Origin of the sequence: Virgibacillus byunsanensis (assembly GCF_042675965.1) — a bacterium.
GTDB classification, from domain to species: Bacteria; Bacillota; Bacilli; order Bacillales; family Amphibacillaceae; genus Virgibacillus_R; species Virgibacillus_R byunsanensis.
Genome location: NZ_JBHTKJ010000024.1, coordinates 38,392 through 56,602, shown reverse-complemented (window position 1 = coordinate 56,602; position 18,211 = coordinate 38,392). Strand labels below are relative to the sequence as shown.

Below are 18,211 nucleotides of genomic sequence, written 5' to 3'. Positions count from 1 at the left end.
TCCACTTAGAAAACTTGGTTATTGCCAACTCTTAGTTGCACTTATCACTAAAAAAACCATTGCGGATGTTACGTGAAGTAACATCGCAATGGTTATTATATTCCCATTTTATAATCATATTGTTTGGCTTTGTCAGGTTTTGCATTTTCATAGTTTGTCTCGATAAAAGGTTTCTGTGATCGATCAACCTTGGATACAAAAGAAAGCTTAGATAACCTTGTTTCAACTTCTTTCAATCCTTCTTGGTCTACATAGATAACAGCATACTTTAGTTTTTTTGATGTATAAAGCAGATGCCCATATCGTTTAATTTGTTTTATATTCTTCATATGTTGAAACCAGACAATTAAACCCTGACGATTCGTCCTCATATTTTATCCTCACTAACATTTTGTTTGCAAATAGTGTAACAGAATAAAACGATTCCTTCAATGTTATTAAGATGCACAACCACAACTTCCGCCACTGCCACAACCGCATCCACTATCTGTCAATGCAGCACCATCTTTAGGAGCTTTAATTTGTTCACTAGTACTGGTTGCAATATATTCACTGACTTCATCTAATAGCTTCTGCAAATTGCGTTCTGCAATTTTAAAGGTTGCAACTTTATCGTTCATGTCCATTTCTCGTTTGGTAGTCCGGACCTTTTTCATAATCTCATTATAATCTGGATGATAACTGCCAAACCGTTGCACATCCTCATAGTGATTCTTTATATCTATAAAAGCTTTTATAAGCTGTTGTGATTCTGCATCTTCTTGTAGTGCTTTACGGGAATTTTCGTAGTCCTCTACTACTTCTGATTCTAATATCATTTTACCTATTGCTTCAGATCGATCTAGTATATCTACGTATTCCATGGTTGCTATCAAATAAATCACCTCCATAGCATTATCTTACCATTTTATGTTCGTCATGGAAATGATAATTCAATTAATCCTTCATTGCACCGGCAAATTGGACAAGCATACTTACCATTTGAACTTGATCACTAATTTTACCTAATTTCTGAGGAAATGTTTTCCCATAAAACTTCTTAGCCTCTTTTTCCATCTTATAAATCATAGCTGGATCTCGTGTTAGATAACGATACCAAACAGGATTATAACGTACAAAACGTTGTAGATCTGGACGTGTTATTAAATAATCATGTATGCTTTGTTGCATGTTTTCACTCCTTAATCCTGAAACCAGTTAAAATTAGACTCAGTATTTTTTCTTGGATTACCTTGCTTATTGGAAGCTTGAAATTGACCTAAGGCTTCCTGGATCGTTGATATAGTGCTGTTTAATTGATGAGCTTGCTTTTGAATCTTGTTCAGATCAACATTTTCAGTAAGCTTCTTTAATTGTGCAAAGAGTTCTTTATGACTTTTATTTCCATCATCTGTATCATCATCTGTTGATGATGATACTTTGTATTGTTCCCATAAAGGATCATCTTCTCCCAACAATATCCATTTCTCATAGTATTCTTGCCATGATCTACCACTTTTCCTGACTTCCTCAATTAGTCTTGGATGCTTATTTATAAACGCCTTAAAATCACGTATAGTTGGATGTAATTTACTTTCCATCATCAATTCCACCTCTTTATTTAGTTATCTGTTACTAATTAATTTATGTATAACGAGGGAACACTGTGAGAACGGAAAAAAAACACCTACATTTTGTAATGTAAGTGTTTCAGATACTTATAAAGGTTTCTCAAGGAAATTTTGGGTATAGTAAAAGCGATAGACACCTACCCCCAAATGAGTATAGTCGTCTTTTAATAAAGCTTCTCTATGACCCTTGCTATTGAGCCATCCCTCCATGGCTGCAGGTGCATCGGGGTATTGAGCAGCTATATTCTCACCTGCACCAAGATAATATATTTCTTTAGCTCCTAGACGTTCTTTTAACCCATCTCCGTTTAATCCATAGTGAGAAAAATATTGATTTTCCTCCATATCTTTACTATGCAGAAAAGCTACTTCGCTTACATTTTCTTCCCATTGTAGACCCGATTTTTGATATTGTTTTCTCATTACGTTTGTAATATCAAAAATTTGTTGTTCCATGCCACTTTCAATTTCAGCCCATTCTTCCTCAGAAACATCTAGTTTTTCAGGTAAACTCCCACGATACTCCACTTCATAAGGTCGGTGCCTTAATAAAATATCACCTGTAACTAATCGAATAGAAGAAAGTTTACTGGTAAATGTATCAAAATAATACTGTACAAAAACGTCATTCGTTATTTTGACAAGTGGTCTAGTCAGGCGATCTTCTTCGTTTAACCTAAACGTGTATGATGATATACCTTTACTGTATGTTACTTCCTCTGAAAACGAAAATTCATTATTCATCGACTCGTAAGTTTGTCCAATTTGAACCGGTTCAGTTGATAAATTATTACCTGTTGCATAAACGGATTTAACTTCATTTTCTTCAACACCAAACTGAACATATTGCTCCTTTTGATCCGTGTACACCCACCATGTATATCCATATGCACTTAAATCATTACGAAAGGGTTCACCAAGCTCTTTCGTTAACTCGTTTGAATCTTTGCCTATCCACTGAAAAATATCGCCCTCTAGGGGTATTTTTGTGCGTTTTTCTGATATTTCTTTTGTTTCCATCATGTTTTTCTTTTCTTTTAAAATCTTACTGACTTGGTCTACAGCTTCATTTGGTGATAACTCATTCTTTTCTAGTAAATAAAAGCCTACTAAGGATACTATAAAGATGATTACCAAAAATCTAATAAAACGCATAAATGCCTTCCCCTTTTATTTATTTGATTAATTAACTATATGTAATTACTATTTATTACATTCACCTCTATATTATTTCATTTTTAATAAAAAATAAAACAACCGCATACGTGTACGGTTGTTTTATTATACTATATTAATGTACTTCTGGCCGTTCTGAAATTTCCTCTAGTGCATGACCAGCAGCATCATTGGACATGTCTTCTAATGAAAGGTCACCTAAGGAGAGCATTCCTACTAATTTACCGTCATCAACTACCGGAAGCCTTCGTATTTGATGATCAGCCATTAATCCACTTGCTTCTTGGACAGATGTATCCGGAGCTATAGAATGTAACTGTTCGCTCATTACTTCTTGTATGGTAGCTGTAGAATCTTTTTTCTCTGCATAACCACGTAAAACAAGGTCTCTATCTGTTACAACACCTACTAGCTCATTTTTTTCAGTGCACAAAGGAATTACGCCTACATTTCTTTCTTTCATTTTTACAGCTGCATCATATAGAGAATCTTCTTTGCTGCAGAATACCACATCGGTGCTCATGATATCTTTTACAGATTTCATCATTTCCCTCCTAAAAATTTTGACATCCACTTATATTGTCCCCGAAACAAAAACTTTCTTTCATCATTCAATAAATTTCCTTTTCGATTGCAAGTTGATCAATTTCGTACTATTATAGTTTTGTGAGGACAATTATGTGAGGTGGAAAATATGAGATTAGAAAACACAGGTATTGAAGATGCAATGGTTGATGTAAAACCACTAGATAACCTAATGGGGAGAAATGCATTTATCCGAGCAGGTCAGTGGGATTACGAACGTGTAACATATGACTATAAAATTGGCTCAAAAGAAAAAAATATTACATATTATATTCGTATACAAGGATATGCCATTGAAGGTGACGTTGACAAAGGGAACGCAGTAATCAAGTTATCAGCACCACTTTTAGGAAAACACTATTACCCTCACGGTGTAGAATATGGCGAACAAGAGAATTTTCCAGAAAACCTTGTAGAACGAGCTAACGGTCTCGTTGCAAAAATTAAAGAGGAAATTGAAACATACAAAAAATAAAGAATAACATTATAAAGCCAACTGCTAATATTGAATTTAAGTAGTTGGTTTTATTTATCTGTTCAAATTCCAAAATAAGTGCTATATTTTTTATAAGTACATAGATGAGTTTTTACGAAAGGAGACATCTTATTACCTTGTTTCGCAATATTACAAAACGCCAATGGACTTTACTTTTTTTATTAGTATTATTAATACCATTCATTTATTTTATCTTACCTATTTCTGTTCCATTAATACTAGCTTTTATAACTGCACTTATGCTGAATCCAATCGTAAGACTATTCCAACGCAGAGTTAAAGTCAATCGAAGAAATTCTGTTATAATCGTATTTTTATTATTTCTTATGATTGTTGGATTTGCTGGTACTTTTGTTGTGACAAAAACTGTTACACAAGTTGTAACTTTTGTTGAAGATGTTAACTCTCATTTCAATCAAATAAACAACATCTACCAAGATTGGGAATCCAGTATTGAAGTTTACACACAAAACCTGCCAGATGAATTCGTTGATACAATTTCGGACAGTGTAGAAGAAAATATAAATGCATTAAGTGAAACAGCAAAGGAAAAGATTACGCTAGAAAACATTGCTCAAATCTTTGCGAAGGTTCCGCAGTATTTAATTAGTTTTCTAGTATACTTGATCGCTTTATTCCTATTTTTACTTGAGATGCCTCTACTTAAAGCAAAAGCATATAATCTGTTGACAAAAGAAACAGCAGAAAAAGTTTCCTTTATGAACACAAGACTTTCAAAAGTAGTATTAGGATTCTTAAAGGCACAATTTCTTATAAGTATTTTTATATTTTTAGGTTCTCTAATTGGCTTGCTTTTCATTGTTCCAGAAGTTGCACTCGTCATGTCTTTAATTATTTGGATTGTAGACTTTATTCCAATAATCGGATCCATTATCATCGTCGGTCCCTGGGCGCTCTTTATGTTCTTAGCTGGCGATACCGTAATGGGTGTGCAACTATCTGTCCTTGCCATCGTTTTACTTGCTATACGAAGGACAATAGAACCTAAAATGATGGGACAACATATAGGGTTATCCCCCCTTGCAACATTAATTGCTATGTTTTTAGGGTTAAAACTTTTAGGTATATTAGGATTTATTCTTGGCCCATTGTTTGTGATTGCCTTTAACTCAGCAAAAGAGGCTGGAATTATTAAATGGAATGTAAAAATTTAAGATTAGAAAACTTGGCTTCTATGTCTAGAAAGTTAATATATTTTCTTATCTACCAAAAAAAAGTGAGAGCTGAGATGCTCTCACTTTTTTTTATGATCCTAATATTGCTTTAATCATACTCGTTGTTTCTCCACCTTCATATAGCACATACAACAGCAAATAAACCATCACTCCAGTTATAGCAGTAAAAAACCAAATAATACTTGTTACAGGGCCTATTTTACGATGTATACTGATTTTACGTTTTAGTGCCAATGTTATCGTTACTAATCCAAAAACTGCACCAGTTGTTGCTAGAAAAATATGGAAGATTAAAAAGATAGTATAATAAAGTTTCATTTCATCAGGACCACCGAAGCTTGTGTTACCAACAAATATAGTACGAGAAACATAAATGATGAAAAATAATAATGCGCTTACTGCTGCAAAGAGCATAGTCTTTTTATGTAGTGTCGGCTTTCCTTTTATGATGAAGCGCCATCCAAATGCTACTAAAATAGCACTCAAAAGAATAAAAAACGTACTGATCGTCGGTAATAAATGCATTTTTCACGAATCCTTTCTATTGAGTGTTGCTGTACATAATAACCTAATACTATGGATAGTAATTATTCTAAATCTATCTCATAATAAAAACACGAGTTTCGCATGAAGTGAAACTCATGTTTTTCACCATATTTTCATCTAATGAGATTCACTAGGACTAACTGAAGGCAATGGGTCAACTTTAAGACTCTCTTTATTGAACCAGCCAAAAAATATCCTTGCTAAAATAATACCATACGTAATCTCTTGCATTATTTTCATAATGATACCACCAAGCTGTTGATCTTCAAGTGTACTCATAGGGGAAAACATTTCAGGGCCAGAAATTGCATACGTAAGTCCTTGTAATACATCTCCAGGAACACATAAACTTAACGCTTGCATCCATGCACCATCTTGAGTATATGTTGCAAATAAAGGAACATCTGCAAAAATAATTAATACACATGCTGGTGTAATCAACACTCCGTTAGCAAATATATAACCAAGTTTTAATATTGGCTTCATACGATCGAATTCTTTGAGCGGTGATAATATTGGCAACCACACGATAAAAGCCGCAAAAAGAATAATAAGTGAAATGGATGTATGAACAACTTGTGAAGATTTTGCATAATCGAAAATTGCTGGTAAGTGATACATTGAAAATAATGTATTAAACAGTAATAAAGAAATAATCGGCATAGTCAAGAGCTTTATAACTGGCTTAATTACTGGTTTATATAAAATCTTTTCCCAAATCCAAACTGGAATTCCTTTTAGCATTAGAATAGGAAAAACTAAATAATAGAGAGCCATTTGAATCATATGAGTTGTTAGCATAATATGTGATAAGAGGTCAATTGGACCACCCTTCACAATATATAGTAACAGTAAGCCTATATAAAACATTATTTGCTGTTTTACACTTGGCCGTTCCTCCCCACCAAATTTATGACGGAACGGACCGGTTATAAGAAAATACGCTAAAGCAAGTCCCAATACAAATAAGAAAAAGTATGGACTCCAAAGGGCACGGAAACCGAAAATTTGTAATTCTAACCACATGGTAAATTCACTCCAAATAGGATAATATCTTATTATTATAACGTATTTCATCATATTACAAACAATGTTATGTGACAAATTTGGTAAAAAACACAAAACGTTAGAAAACTGGGCTTACCGTTAAAGGAATTCTTAGTAAGCGTACTTTGCTTTCTTAGAAGCCCTTATGCTCTGGAGTGCAAGCCCCAATGGTGAAAGCCTTAGTTGCACTTATGTAGATAAGAAAGTTTTATACTTTCTTATCTACTAAGAAAAAATGATCGGGAAAATACTCCCGATCATTTCAATTATTTGCTTGAATTAATTACCACCACGTAATAGCCACTAATCCAGCTAAAGTTAGCATTGCAGCAAATACTCCACCGAAAATCATGACAGCCACCATATCATGCCCTTTATCCTTCAAATGCATGAAGTAATAAAACTGAAACCCAACCTGAATCACTGCTAATATTAGCAATATGGGTACAACAAACATACTAGGCATTAACTCTGTAGCAACGATTGAAAAAGCAATAAGAGTAAACACAATCATAGCTGCAAAGGTAATTAATTGTTTTTTCATTTCTTCCTTATTTTTCTGTTTCTGGTACGGATTTACGTTATCGGAATTGGTGTTTTCCATTATTTAACCCACCTTTCCCATTAAATATACAACAGTAAAGATAAATACCCATACGACATCAATAAAGTGCCAATAGAGACTGAATACATAAAATTTAGGTGCGTTGTATAAGTTTAATCCTCGTTTTCCATTACGAATCAACAAGGCCGCTAGCCATGACAGTCCAAATAATACGTGACCTCCATGGAATCCTACCAATGTATAGAAGGCTGACCCAAATGCCGATGAACGGAAAGTAAATTCATAATGTGTAATATAGTGTACAAACTCATATATTTCACATGATAGGAATCCAAGTCCAAGTAAACCTGTGATTATTAACCATAATTGCATTTTCTTGTAGTTATTATTCTTCATATGGTACATAGCATAAACACTTGTTAATGAACTTGTTAGTAATAATATGGTCATAATAAACACAAGTTCTAGACCAAAGATTTCTTCTGATGACGGTCCCCCAGCTGTTGAATTTCTCAAAGCTAAATAGGTTCCGAATAAAGTAGCAAATAGAACCGTTTCCCCGCCTAGAAAGAACCATAATCCAGTAAATTTGTTTTTTCCTTCGAGGGTGGCTTTTTCTGGTTCATTTGGCATTGTTTCAGGGTTTAAGGAATGATCGTGACTCATGTTAGTCAGCCTCCCTTTCAAGTTCTTCTTTTGTAATATGATATCCATGATCATCTTTTAGTGATCTGTATAACATGGATCCAAGCCCAATTGCCATTCCAGCAAACAGTACGATTAACCATGCTTTATGATCGGTTTGATAAATAAAACCAAACCCTGCAATAAAGAATCCTAGAGACATTACAAACGGTACAAATGAATTATTAGGCATATGAATATCACCTAATGGTTCTGCAGGTGTCATTTTACCATTTCCATCTGTCTTTTCAATCCATAAAGGATCTAAGCCACGTACAAGTGGTGTTTGTTTAAAGTTATAAAAAGCAGGTGGTGATGATGTTGCCCACTCAAGCGTACGGCCATCCCATGGATCATCAGCAGCTTTTTCTCCTTTAACGGTTGTGTAAATAACGTTAATCAAAAATACTATAACCCCAAACGCCATAAAGAATGCGCCTATCGTACTAACAAGGTTACCGAAATCTAATCCTTGGTCTTCTAGGTACACCCAGTAACGACGTGGCATACCCATTAATCCTAGGAAGTGCTGAATAAAGAATGTTAAATGGAATCCAATGAAAAATGTCCAAAATGCAAGTTTACCCATACCTTCATGAAGGATCTTACCAAACATTTTCGGCCACCAGTAATGAAGACCTGCTAGTATACCAAATAAGGTTCCACCAACAATTACATAGTGGAAGTGTGCAACAACGAAATAGGTATCATGGTACTGATAGTCAGCAACTGCTGAAGCTACCATAACCCCAGTCATACCACCGACAGTAAAGGATGGTATAAATGCTAATGCCCATAACATTGCTGAATTGATTGTAATACTTCCGCCCCACATCGTACCGAGCCAGTTGAATATTTTAATACCAGTTGGAACAGCTATTGCCATTGTTGCAATTGCAAATATAGAGTTCGCTACTGGGCCTAGGCCAACTGTAAACATGTGGTGGGCCCAAACCATAAATCCTAAAAATGCAATTAACACTGTTGCGAATACCATTGCCGTATATCCAAATAATCGTTTCTTAGAAAATGTAGAGAATATATCACTGAATAAACCAAACGCAGGTAAAATTAAAATGTATACCTCCGGATGTCCAAATATCCAGAATATATGCTCCCAAATAATGGAATTACCACCTAAAGCTACATCAAAGAAAGCAGCACCGAACATACGGTCAAACATTAATAGGAATAAGCCAACTGTTAATGCCGGAAAGGCAAATAAAATCAGTGAACTTGCTATAAATGTTGTCCAGGTGAATAATGGCATTCGCATGTATGTCATACCAGGAGCACGCATATTAACAATCGTAACGAGGAAGTTAATTCCACCTATTAATGTACCCGCACCTGATAATTGTAGTCCCATGATATAAAAGTCAACACCATGAGTAGGTGTAGTCGTCGATAACGGTGCATATGCTGTCCAACCAGCATCTGGAGCACCACCTAAAAACCAACTACAGTTCAGCAATATACCACCAAACAGAAATAGCCAGAAGCCTAACGAATTCAAAAACGGAAAGGCAACATCTCTTGCACCTATCTGTAATGGCATAACTGCGTTCATTAACCCTAATAATATCGGCATGGCTGCCAGGAATATCATGGTAGTACCGTGCATTGTAATCATTTCATTATACAAACCAGCACTTACAAAATCATTGTTTGGTTTGATTAGCTGAATTCGGATTATCATTGCTTCTAATCCACCAAGTATGAAGAAAAAGCCACCGCCAAATAAATACAAATGACCGATTTTTTTATGATCAACAGTGGTTAAATAATCCCATAATACAGCGCCGAATCCTCTTTTCTGAGTAGCTGCTTTACTCACTACTGTAACCTCCCTTTACGTCTTACATCCCTTAAAATATTTTTTTATGTGTATTAATTTCCTGCACTATCTGGTGTTACTTCAGATGGTTGCAATTGCATTAGGTACTCTGCAATTTTATCTGCTTCCTCTTCAGTAAGGTCAGGATAATTACCGGTCATTTTATTTCCGGGTTTGATTGATTCCGGATCCATAATCCAGGTGGTCAAATTATCTTTTGTAGGTTCTAAAATACCTGCAACAGTTGAACGATCTCCAAAGTTAGTTAAATTTGGACCAACTTGAGCTGGTGATGAGCCTATCGCATGACAACCCATACAACTATTTTCTTCAAAGAGTGCTTTACCCTCTTGTGCAACCGCATCTAGTGGTTCTTCTTCAGGGTCAACATTCTGCATATCTTCTATCCATTGATCATATTCTTCAGGACTTACAACAACTACTTTAAAGTCCATCAAGGAATGAGAAGGTCCACAAAGTTCAGCACATTTACCCCAATATACGCCTTCTTCGTACGCTTCGATGTACATTCTATTTTCGTTTTCAGGGTTAACATCCATTTTCCCTGAAATACTAGGTACCCAAAATGAATGGATAACATCGGAGGATAACATGTTTAAGTATACTCTTTCTCCTTCAGGAATGTATAAGTCCTGACTAGTTTGTATTTCTTCACCCATGTAGTTAAAATGCCACCAATATTGATTACCGGTTACTTGTATGTTTATGCCTTCACTTGAACCGTTTTGATCTGCCAAATCAAATGTAGCAGCCACTGTTGGAACAGCAATTACTAATAATAACAATATAGGAATAATTGTCCAAATAGTTTCAAGCGTTTTGTTTCCTTCCACTTGTTTCGGAATGAAATCCTCTTGACCCTTTTTCTTCCGAAAACGTACTAAAACAATTACATAAACAAGCATAACGATTAAAAATACAAATAACATAACTACAGTTGTAAGAATAATCAAGTCCATGGAGGATTCAGCACCATAACCTTTAGGTACAAGAGCTGTTAAGTTCTCCTTTCCACAACCTGATAGAACAAGTGCTACTAAACTTAACAGAAACAGAGCTCGAAATTTTCCCATCCAACCTATCATGTATTAATACCTCTCTTTCTCTTTTTTACTTCTTTATCATTTCCATACGAAAAGTACATATGAAACCTTGATGATTAAGTAATTCTAACTAGATACTAAAAAACTAATTTTAAATAAAGGGGAAATCCAGTGTTACTACTACCATCATTAAGAACAAGATTGTTAAATAATTTAACGAGTAAATAAAAATCATATTTGCCCATTTCAAATCATCTTTCATGAAAAAGCCACTTATTCCCATTACTAACCAACCTACATTTAATAGAGTAGCAATTACTAAAAATGTAGTTCCTAAAGGAGATAAGAAAAAAGGCAGAGGTAACAAGCATGCAATATATACAACTATTTGCCGTTTTGTAAATTCAAAACCATGAACAACTGGCAACATTGGTATCCCTGCTGCTTTATAATCCTTACATTTTTTCATAGCCAACGCTAAGAAATGAGGGGTTTGCCAAATAAACATAATAAGAAACAGGACAATAGCTACTATATGGAGATTTGGATCAATAGCTGCCCATCCTATTAAAGGGGGGACTGCCCCTGAAAGACTTCCTATAGCAGTATTAAGTGTATATCTTCGTTTCGACCACATTGTATATAAAACAACATAAGTGAACCAACCGAGGAACCCAATAATGGCTGCCTCTTTAGTGGTAAGCAATAATAGAATTAGACCAGCAGTAGTTGTAGCAATCCCCAAAAATAATGCCATATTTAGTGAAATATTACCTGTAACAGTAGGTCTGTTTTTAGTCCTTTTCATTACCGGATCAATATCTACATCATACCAGTTATTAAGGATACATCCTCCTGAGATAACTAGAGCACTTCCTGCCATTGTCAAGATAAATACTCCCCAATTTGCTGCAAATGACATGTTTGTAAAATACAAAGCCAACCAAAAGCCGGCAAAAGTTGTTATCAAATTTGAATTAACGATCCCTACTTTAATCAGCGCTTTTAAATCCGCAAATAATGTAGTGTCTTTTTCATTCGTAATAACCGTTTTACCCACTAGCTGTGGATTGCTTTCAACCTTATCCATCACATTTATCCCCCCTTTAACATCCCAACAATAGAAACACAATATCGAGCATTACCCATAATATCAAGTATTCCCAAAAGTATCCTGTCTATCAAAATAATTGTATCATGGAATGCTTTTACATTCTATTTAACCACATAGCTTTATTGTACTAGCTTTCAGAGCGTTAAATGTGACAGAATTGTGAAATTTACGCCTAAAATAAAATGAAAGGCTTAGAAGCCTTCATCCATTCTAATATTGCATATGTAGTTTGCCCACAAAATGGGCACAGTAGTGTAGCTAAGCAAATATCCCCTACACTATTTCTAGCAAATAACCGTCAACAATGCAAGAGTTTTTTATTTTTCTATAGTGAAAATAGTGATAAATAGTGATAAGATATGTATTGTCGTTTTTATGACATGTGCATAATTATATTGATTTAATCTATATGCAAGGATTATGATATAGATAGCGTAACTGACATAAGACATAAAGCGAGGCTTAATTCATGATCAAAACATTAAAATCACTATCAGTTGTCGCTACAATAGGAATGATTTTTATTCTTATAGGTGGTGCACTGGTAACAAAAACGGAATCTGGTGCTGGCTGTGGAGCAAGCTGGCCATTATGTGATGGAGAATTCTTACCATCTAATATAACACCTGAACTTATTATAGAGCTAAGTCATAGATTAGTTTCAGGAACTGTTGGGGTAGTAGTTCTAACATTGTCTATACTTTCCTGGAAGTTTATTGGACATATTCGTGAAGTGAAATTTTTAGCTTTTTTATCCCTATTTTTTTTAGTCTTGCAAGCATTAATTGGTGCAGCAGCAGTAATGTGGGGACAATCTGACTTTGTGCTGGCCGCACATTTTGGAATCTCTCTCATATCATTCGCAGCCATTTTTCTATTAATGCTTTTAATATTTGAAATTGATAAGAAATTTGATACAAAATCGCTGATTGTACAAAAGAGACACCGCATTGAGATATACTTATTGGCAGCTTACACGTTATTCGTCGTATATACGGGTGCACTGGTTCGCCATACCAATGCGAATTTAGTCTGTAGTGACTGGCCATTTTGTACAAACAGTTCACCTTTAGCGTTTGGTAATTTCAATTTTGTACAATGGATTCAAATGGGGCACAGGTTATTTGCTGGACTTCTATTTATTTGGACGATTATCTTTTTCATCAAAGTAATCAGAAACTATCGAACAAATCGGATCATGTATTGGGGATGGAGCGCTACATTAGTACTAATAAGTCTTCAAGTCTTTTTTGGTGCTATGATTATATTTACAAGGTTAAATCTTGGAATTGCATTACTCCATGCATTGGTTATTACTTGTTATTTTGGGATGATTAGCTACTTTATATTGTTATCATCCAGAAGTGCCAAGTATGAAAAAGAATTAAGTTATCAGGACGAATCCACCGTGACCTCTATAGATTAAAGAAGCGCCCTTACAGACTAAGTTCGCCACGTTCTTGAAAAAGAAGTTCGCTTTTTCTTCGTGCGATGTTTCGCTGTCGAAGCCTTCCTTGTCATGTACGTCGGAGCTGGACGTGGCTTACACAGTCAATAAATGACCCACAGACTCCAAATTTATAATTTCCTAAAGCCTAAAAAAAGGTAGAAGAAATCAATTGATTTCTTCTACCTTTTCATTTACTACTCAAATTCAATCAGTAAATCGTTAACAGCTATTGCCTCATTATTTTTGACGTATATTTCTTTAATTACACCAGAATATGGAGCCTGAACTGTTGTTTCCATCTTCATCGCCTCTGTGATTAATAAATAATCACCCTTATTTACCTTTTCCCCTTTTTCACAAATAACTTTAATAACTGTTCCCGGCATTGTTGCGCCGATCTGTTTTTCATTGTTCGGGTCAATTTTAGGTTTTGTTATAAGCTGTGATTTTACATTCTCATCCTTAACAACAACCTCACGTGATTGACCATTTAATTCAAAATAAACGACACGCGTTCCGTCTGATTGAGGTTCTGAAATAGACACTAATTTAACGATCAATGTTTTTCCTTGTTCAATTTCCACTTCAATTTCCTCGCCTAGTTTCATTCCATAGAAAAAAGTCGGTGTATCTAGAACGGAAATATTTCCATATTTCTCATAGACCTTTTGATAATCCATATATACCTTTGGATATAGTGCGTATGAAATCATATCAAAACTGGTTACTTGGCGATCAAGTGATTTGAAAAGAGATTGTTTCAATTGATGGAAATCAATTGGATCAAGTAATTCACCAGGCCTTACTTTAATAGGTTTTTTCCCCTTTAGAATGATACGTTGCAATTCTTGAGGGAACCCTTGGTAAGGCTGTCCGATGTATCCTTGAGCAAATTCAATAACAGAGTCTGGAAAATCAATAGATTCTCCGCGTTCATAAATGTCATCTTCGGTTAAATTGTTTTGAACCATGAACAGAGTCATATCCCCTACAACTTTAGATGAAGGTGTGACCTTCACAACATCACCAAACATATCATTGACCTGTCGGAACATAGTTTGCACCTCGTTCCAACGTTCTCCAAGTCCAACCGCTTTAGCTTGTTGTTTTAAATTACTATATTGTCCACCAGGCATTTCATGAAAATATATTTCTGTATGTGGCGATTTCATTCCACTTTCAAAATCCTGATAATATTCTCGAATTCCTTCCCAATAATGCGAAAGTTTTTCAAAGGAATCTATATTTATCTTAGGCTGACGACTCGTACCTTCTAATGCATGATATAACGTTTGGGCACTTGGTTGTGATGTCAAACCAGCCATCGGCCCATTTGCAACATCAACGGCGTCTACCCCTGCATCAATTGCACGGGCATACATGTGTATTCCATTCCCGCTTGTATCATGTGTGTGCAAATGAATAGGAATATCTATGGTTTCCTTTAAGGTAGAAATTAATTGATATGCAGCTTCAGGCTTTAGTAAGCCTGCCATATCTTTTATCCCTAAAATATGTGCACCGGAATTCTCAAGTTCTTTTGCTAAATTTTGATAATATGCTAAATCATATTTAGAGCGACCAGCATCTAGGATATCACCTGTATAACACATCGATGCCTCTGCAATCTTATTGTTTTCTCGGACTGCTTGAATAGCTGGTTTCATACCTTCTACCCAGTTCAGGCTATCAAATATACGGAACACGTCTATTCCAGCTGCTGCGCTTTTCTCTACAAATTCATTGATTAGATTATCGGGATAATTTTTGTACCCAACTGCATTACTTGCACGTAATAACATTTGCATTAACACGTTAGGCATTTTCTCTCTCATTTTCAATAATCGATCCCACGGGTCTTCTTTTAAAAACCTGTAAGCAACATCAAATGTAGCACCGCCCCACATTTCCACAGAAAATAACTCAGGGAGCATGCGTGCAGTTGGCTCAGCTATTTGCAATAAATCCTTTGTTCTTACACGTGTCGCTAACAATGATTGATGTGCATCACGAAAAGTTGTGTCCGTTAGCATGACATTATTTTGTTCTTTAAGCCAATTAGCTAAACCTTCTGGGCCACGTTCATCTAAAATCTGTTTCGTTCCAGCGGAGATTTCTTCTCGTAACCCAACTTTTGGAACAGCCGGGGGACTGAACACTGGTTTTTTCTTTTTAGTTAACCCCTCAAAACCATTCACAGTAGTATGTCCAATATAAGTAAGCATTTTTGTACCACGGTCTTTACGTTTTGGAAAGACGAATAATTCCGGAGATTGATCAATAAACGTTGTACTATATTGCCCGGATAGAAATTTTTCGTGCAGGATAACGTTTTCTAAAAACGGGATATTTGTTTTTATACCCCGGATTCTAAACTCTTTTAAATTACGAACCATCTTTAGTGCTGCCTGATTAAACGTTAATGCCCAGGTTGACACTTTTACTAATAAGGAATCATAGTGAGGCGAGATAACCGCGCCTTGAAATCCATTCCCAGCATCGAGTCTAACACCAAATCCGCCCCCTGTACGATATGCCATGATTTTCCCGGTATCCGGCATAAAATTATTAAGAGGATCCTCCGTAGTTACTCGAGATTGAATAGCAAAGCCATTTGTTACAACTTTATCTTGAGTTGGTATGCCAATAGAAGACGAATGAATGTCTTGTCCGTCTGCTACTTTTAGTTGTGTTTGAACAATATCAATACCAGTTATCATTTCTGTTATGGTGTGTTCAACCTGTACGCGTGGATTTACTTCAATAAAGAAATAATCCTCATCCGTGACCAGGAATTCGACTGTTCCTGCGTTGACATAATTTACATTTTTCATTAAATCAACAGCTGCATGACATATTTCTTCTCTTAAACTCTCAGACAGTGAGACACTTGGGGCTATTTCAACTACTTTTTGATGTCTCCTTTGAACGGAACAATCTCTTTCATATAAATGAACCAAATTCCCATGTATATCACCCATAATTTGCACTTCAATATGTTTAGGATTTTCAATCAGCTTTTCAACGTACACTTCATCACTACCAAAAGCTGCTCTAGCCTCTGATCTTGCACGGTCATACGCTTCAGAAAGACCACTATTTGCTCGAACAATCCGCATACCACGGCCACCCCCACCAAGTGATGCTTTGATGATAATTGGATACCCATGTTTTTCTCCGAATGCTTCTACCTCTTTTAAAGAAGATACTGGCCCATCCGTACCTGGAATTACTGGCAGTCCGGCATGAATAGCTTGTGTCCTTGCCTTAACCTTATCGCCAAACATATTTAAATGTTCACTTGTAGGCCCAATGAACTGGATTCCTTCTTCCTCGCAACGCTTAGCGAAGTGAATATTCTCTGATAAGAAACCATAACCTGGGTGAATAGCATCGACATCAACACTTTTGGCAAGCTCAATAATACCCTCAATATCCAAATAAGCATCAATCGGTTTTTTTCCTTCTCCAATTAAATAGGACTCATCTGCTTTGTACCTATGGTATGATCCTGTATCTTCCTTCGAATATATTGCAACAGTTCGTATGTTGAGTTCGGTGCAAGCACGAAAAACCCGAATTGCTATTTCACCACGATTTGCGACTAAAACTTTGTTAATTTGATTTAACTCAGCCATGTTTTTCCTCCTCTGTTATTAAATGCATATCTCTCTTCATTTTGCTCTGTTTGCACCGTTGCAGGTTGTTGTTGTTCATGCTGTTTAACGGTTTTTGCTATATTATTTAAAATACCCATGGAGGCTAGCAATACCAATAAAGATGATCCACCATAACTCACAAATGGTAATGTGACACCTGTAATAGGTAAAATACCAGATATTGCTCCCAAGTTAATAAATGCTTGAATACCTACCATGGATGAAATACCAAGTGCTAACAATGCTCCAAAGCTATCCTTACATTTTCTTGAAATAAAAATACCACGTAAGACAATGGTAGCTATCATACTTATAACAATTATTACACCTATGAAGCCTAATTCTTCAGCGATGACGGCCATTATAAAATCAGTATGAGCTTGTGTTAAATAACCCAGCTTTTGTACGCTTTGACCAAGCCCCTCTCCTGTTATTCCTCCAACACCTATAGCTAAATAGGATTGAATCAGCTGATATCCACCGGTCTCAGGGGCTTCAAACGGCTGGTATGCTCCTGTAAAACGGGAAACTCTCACGTCTGTAACCATATTTGGTACTGCAATTGCTACAACAATTAAACCTATAAAAACAAGGATTAATAGATGTTTAAATCGGATTCCTGCACTAAAAATAACTGAACATGCAATTAGAAAGATAATAGCAGCAGTTCCAATGTCAGGTTGCAATACAATTAGTCCTAAAATGATCCCGGTAAGGATAAGTGGGGGTAATACTCCTTTATTAAAGTCATGTATGTACGATTGTTTTTTTGAGTAAATAGATGCCAAATACATAATAAGACCTATTTTTGCAAATTCAGCTGGTTGAAAACTAACAGGACCGAATTGGAACCAAGACCTTGCATTATTAACCGTTGTACCTAAAAATAATACACTAATTAATAGCAGAATAATAATAACAATCAATAACTTCATTAAATTCTGATAGTACTTGTAAGGGAATATACTGCAAAATATGAAACCCAATAATCCGATTGTAAACCATTGAATTTGCCTAAAAAAATAATGTGTACTTTCAAGTCCTTCAACTACTGCAACAACCATACTGGCACTATAGATCATTACTAACCCAAAAGCTGATAGAAGTATTGGTGTTATCATTAACGTGAAATCATAATCTTTTAATTTCTGCATCATCTTACTTCTCCCCAACATATGTAAT

18 protein-coding genes are annotated in these 18,211 nt (G+C 35.5%); 3 read left to right on the top strand and 15 right to left on the bottom strand.

Annotated features, from left to right (window positions below; translation table 11 throughout):
- Window positions 1–95: 95 nt before the first annotated feature.
- From ACFQ3N_RS10205 to ACFQ3N_RS10180, 6 genes are all read right to left on the bottom strand, one after another.
- A complete protein-coding gene (locus ACFQ3N_RS10205; RefSeq protein ID WP_390362043.1) occupies window positions 96–371 on the bottom strand; it encodes a YlbG family protein in 276 nt (91 codons plus the stop codon).
- A gap of 66 nt (window positions 372–437) precedes the next feature.
- Window positions 438–875, bottom strand: a complete 438-nt coding sequence (locus ACFQ3N_RS10200) for a YlbF family regulator (RefSeq protein ID WP_390362041.1) — start codon at window positions 873–875, stop codon at window positions 438–440.
- 61 nt (window positions 876–936) lie between these two features.
- Window positions 937–1,170 carry a YlbE-like family protein gene (locus tag ACFQ3N_RS10195; RefSeq protein WP_390362039.1) on the bottom strand — a complete coding sequence of 78 codons (234 nt, stop codon included), beginning with the start codon at window positions 1,168–1,170 and terminating at the stop codon, window positions 937–939.
- Window positions 1,171–1,181: 11 nt separating this feature from the next.
- Window positions 1,182–1,580, bottom strand: coding sequence for a YlbD family protein (ylbD, locus tag ACFQ3N_RS10190; protein WP_390362037.1), 399 nt, complete (start codon window positions 1,578–1,580; stop codon window positions 1,182–1,184).
- 117 nt (window positions 1,581–1,697) lie between these two features.
- Window positions 1,698–2,765 carry a CAP domain-containing protein gene (locus ACFQ3N_RS10185; RefSeq protein ID WP_390362035.1) on the bottom strand — a complete coding sequence of 356 codons (1,068 nt, stop codon included), beginning with the start codon at window positions 2,763–2,765 and terminating at the stop codon, window positions 1,698–1,700.
- A 136-nt stretch (window positions 2,766–2,901) separates the two neighbouring features.
- On the bottom strand, window positions 2,902–3,330 hold the full coding sequence (locus ACFQ3N_RS10180; RefSeq protein ID WP_390362033.1) for a CBS domain-containing protein: 429 nt from the start codon (window positions 3,328–3,330) through the stop codon (window positions 2,902–2,904).
- A gap of 150 nt (window positions 3,331–3,480) precedes the next feature.
- Between ACFQ3N_RS10180 and ACFQ3N_RS10175 the strand changes: the two genes are divergently transcribed.
- Both ACFQ3N_RS10175 and ytvI read left to right on the top strand, forming a co-directional pair.
- Window positions 3,481–3,846 carry a YugN family protein gene (locus ACFQ3N_RS10175; protein WP_390362031.1) on the top strand — a complete coding sequence of 122 codons (366 nt, stop codon included), beginning with the start codon at window positions 3,481–3,483 and terminating at the stop codon, window positions 3,844–3,846.
- Between the two features lie 137 nt (window positions 3,847–3,983).
- The gene (gene ytvI / locus ACFQ3N_RS10170) at window positions 3,984–5,042 is read left to right on the top strand and encodes a sporulation integral membrane protein YtvI (RefSeq protein ID WP_390362029.1); all 1,059 of its coding nucleotides are present in this window, start codon (window positions 3,984–3,986) and stop codon (window positions 5,040–5,042) included.
- A 90-nt stretch (window positions 5,043–5,132) separates the two neighbouring features.
- On the opposite strand, the gene ACFQ3N_RS10165 is transcribed toward ytvI, so the two are convergent.
- The 7 genes from ACFQ3N_RS10165 to cyoE all read right to left on the bottom strand — a co-directional run bounded on the left by ACFQ3N_RS10165 (window position 5,133) and on the right by cyoE (window position 11,896).
- Window positions 5,133–5,588: a DUF420 domain-containing protein gene (locus ACFQ3N_RS10165; RefSeq protein ID WP_390362027.1), complete on the bottom strand. Its 456-nt coding sequence runs from the start codon at window positions 5,586–5,588 to the stop codon at window positions 5,133–5,135.
- Window positions 5,589–5,726: 138 nt separating this feature from the next.
- A complete protein-coding gene (gene ctaG / locus ACFQ3N_RS10160) occupies window positions 5,727–6,635 on the bottom strand; it encodes a cytochrome c oxidase assembly factor CtaG (RefSeq protein ID WP_390362025.1) in 909 nt (302 codons plus the stop codon).
- Between the two features lie 304 nt (window positions 6,636–6,939).
- Window positions 6,940–7,263 carry a cytochrome c oxidase subunit IVB gene (gene ctaF, locus ACFQ3N_RS10155; protein WP_390362071.1) on the bottom strand — a complete coding sequence of 108 codons (324 nt, stop codon included), beginning with the start codon at window positions 7,261–7,263 and terminating at the stop codon, window positions 6,940–6,942.
- The gene (locus ACFQ3N_RS10150) at window positions 7,264–7,887 is read right to left on the bottom strand and encodes a cytochrome (ubi)quinol oxidase subunit III (RefSeq protein WP_390362023.1); all 624 of its coding nucleotides are present in this window, start codon (window positions 7,885–7,887) and stop codon (window positions 7,264–7,266) included.
- A gap of 1 nt (window position 7,888) precedes the next feature.
- Window positions 7,889–9,742, bottom strand: coding sequence for a cytochrome c oxidase subunit I (ctaD, locus tag ACFQ3N_RS10145; protein ID WP_390362022.1), 1,854 nt, complete (start codon window positions 9,740–9,742; stop codon window positions 7,889–7,891).
- A gap of 53 nt (window positions 9,743–9,795) precedes the next feature.
- Window positions 9,796–10,848, bottom strand: a complete 1,053-nt coding sequence (coxB, locus tag ACFQ3N_RS10140; RefSeq protein WP_390362020.1) for a cytochrome c oxidase subunit II — start codon at window positions 10,846–10,848, stop codon at window positions 9,796–9,798.
- Window positions 10,849–10,957: 109 nt separating this feature from the next.
- Window positions 10,958–11,896 (bottom strand): heme o synthase, encoded by a 939-nt coding sequence (gene cyoE / locus ACFQ3N_RS10135; RefSeq protein ID WP_390362018.1) that lies wholly within the window; start codon window positions 11,894–11,896, stop codon window positions 10,958–10,960.
- 493 nt (window positions 11,897–12,389) lie between these two features.
- Here cyoE and ACFQ3N_RS10130 point away from each other — a divergent pair, with 493 nt between their 5' ends.
- Window positions 12,390–13,346: a COX15/CtaA family protein gene (locus ACFQ3N_RS10130; RefSeq protein WP_390362016.1), complete on the top strand. Its 957-nt coding sequence runs from the start codon at window positions 12,390–12,392 to the stop codon at window positions 13,344–13,346.
- 218 nt (window positions 13,347–13,564) lie between these two features.
- Here ACFQ3N_RS10130 and pyc read toward each other — a convergent pair whose 3' ends face one another.
- Complete coding sequence (gene pyc, locus ACFQ3N_RS10125; protein WP_390362014.1) at window positions 13,565–17,008, bottom strand: pyruvate carboxylase; 3,444 nt, start codon at window positions 17,006–17,008, stop codon at window positions 13,565–13,567.
- Window positions 16,996–18,186 carry a putative lipid II flippase FtsW gene (gene ftsW, locus ACFQ3N_RS10120; RefSeq protein WP_390362013.1) on the bottom strand — a complete coding sequence of 397 codons (1,191 nt, stop codon included), beginning with the start codon at window positions 18,184–18,186 and terminating at the stop codon, window positions 16,996–16,998. Before ftsW ends, pyc begins: the two co-directional genes overlap by 13 nt.
- Window positions 18,187–18,211 lie beyond the last annotated feature (25 nt).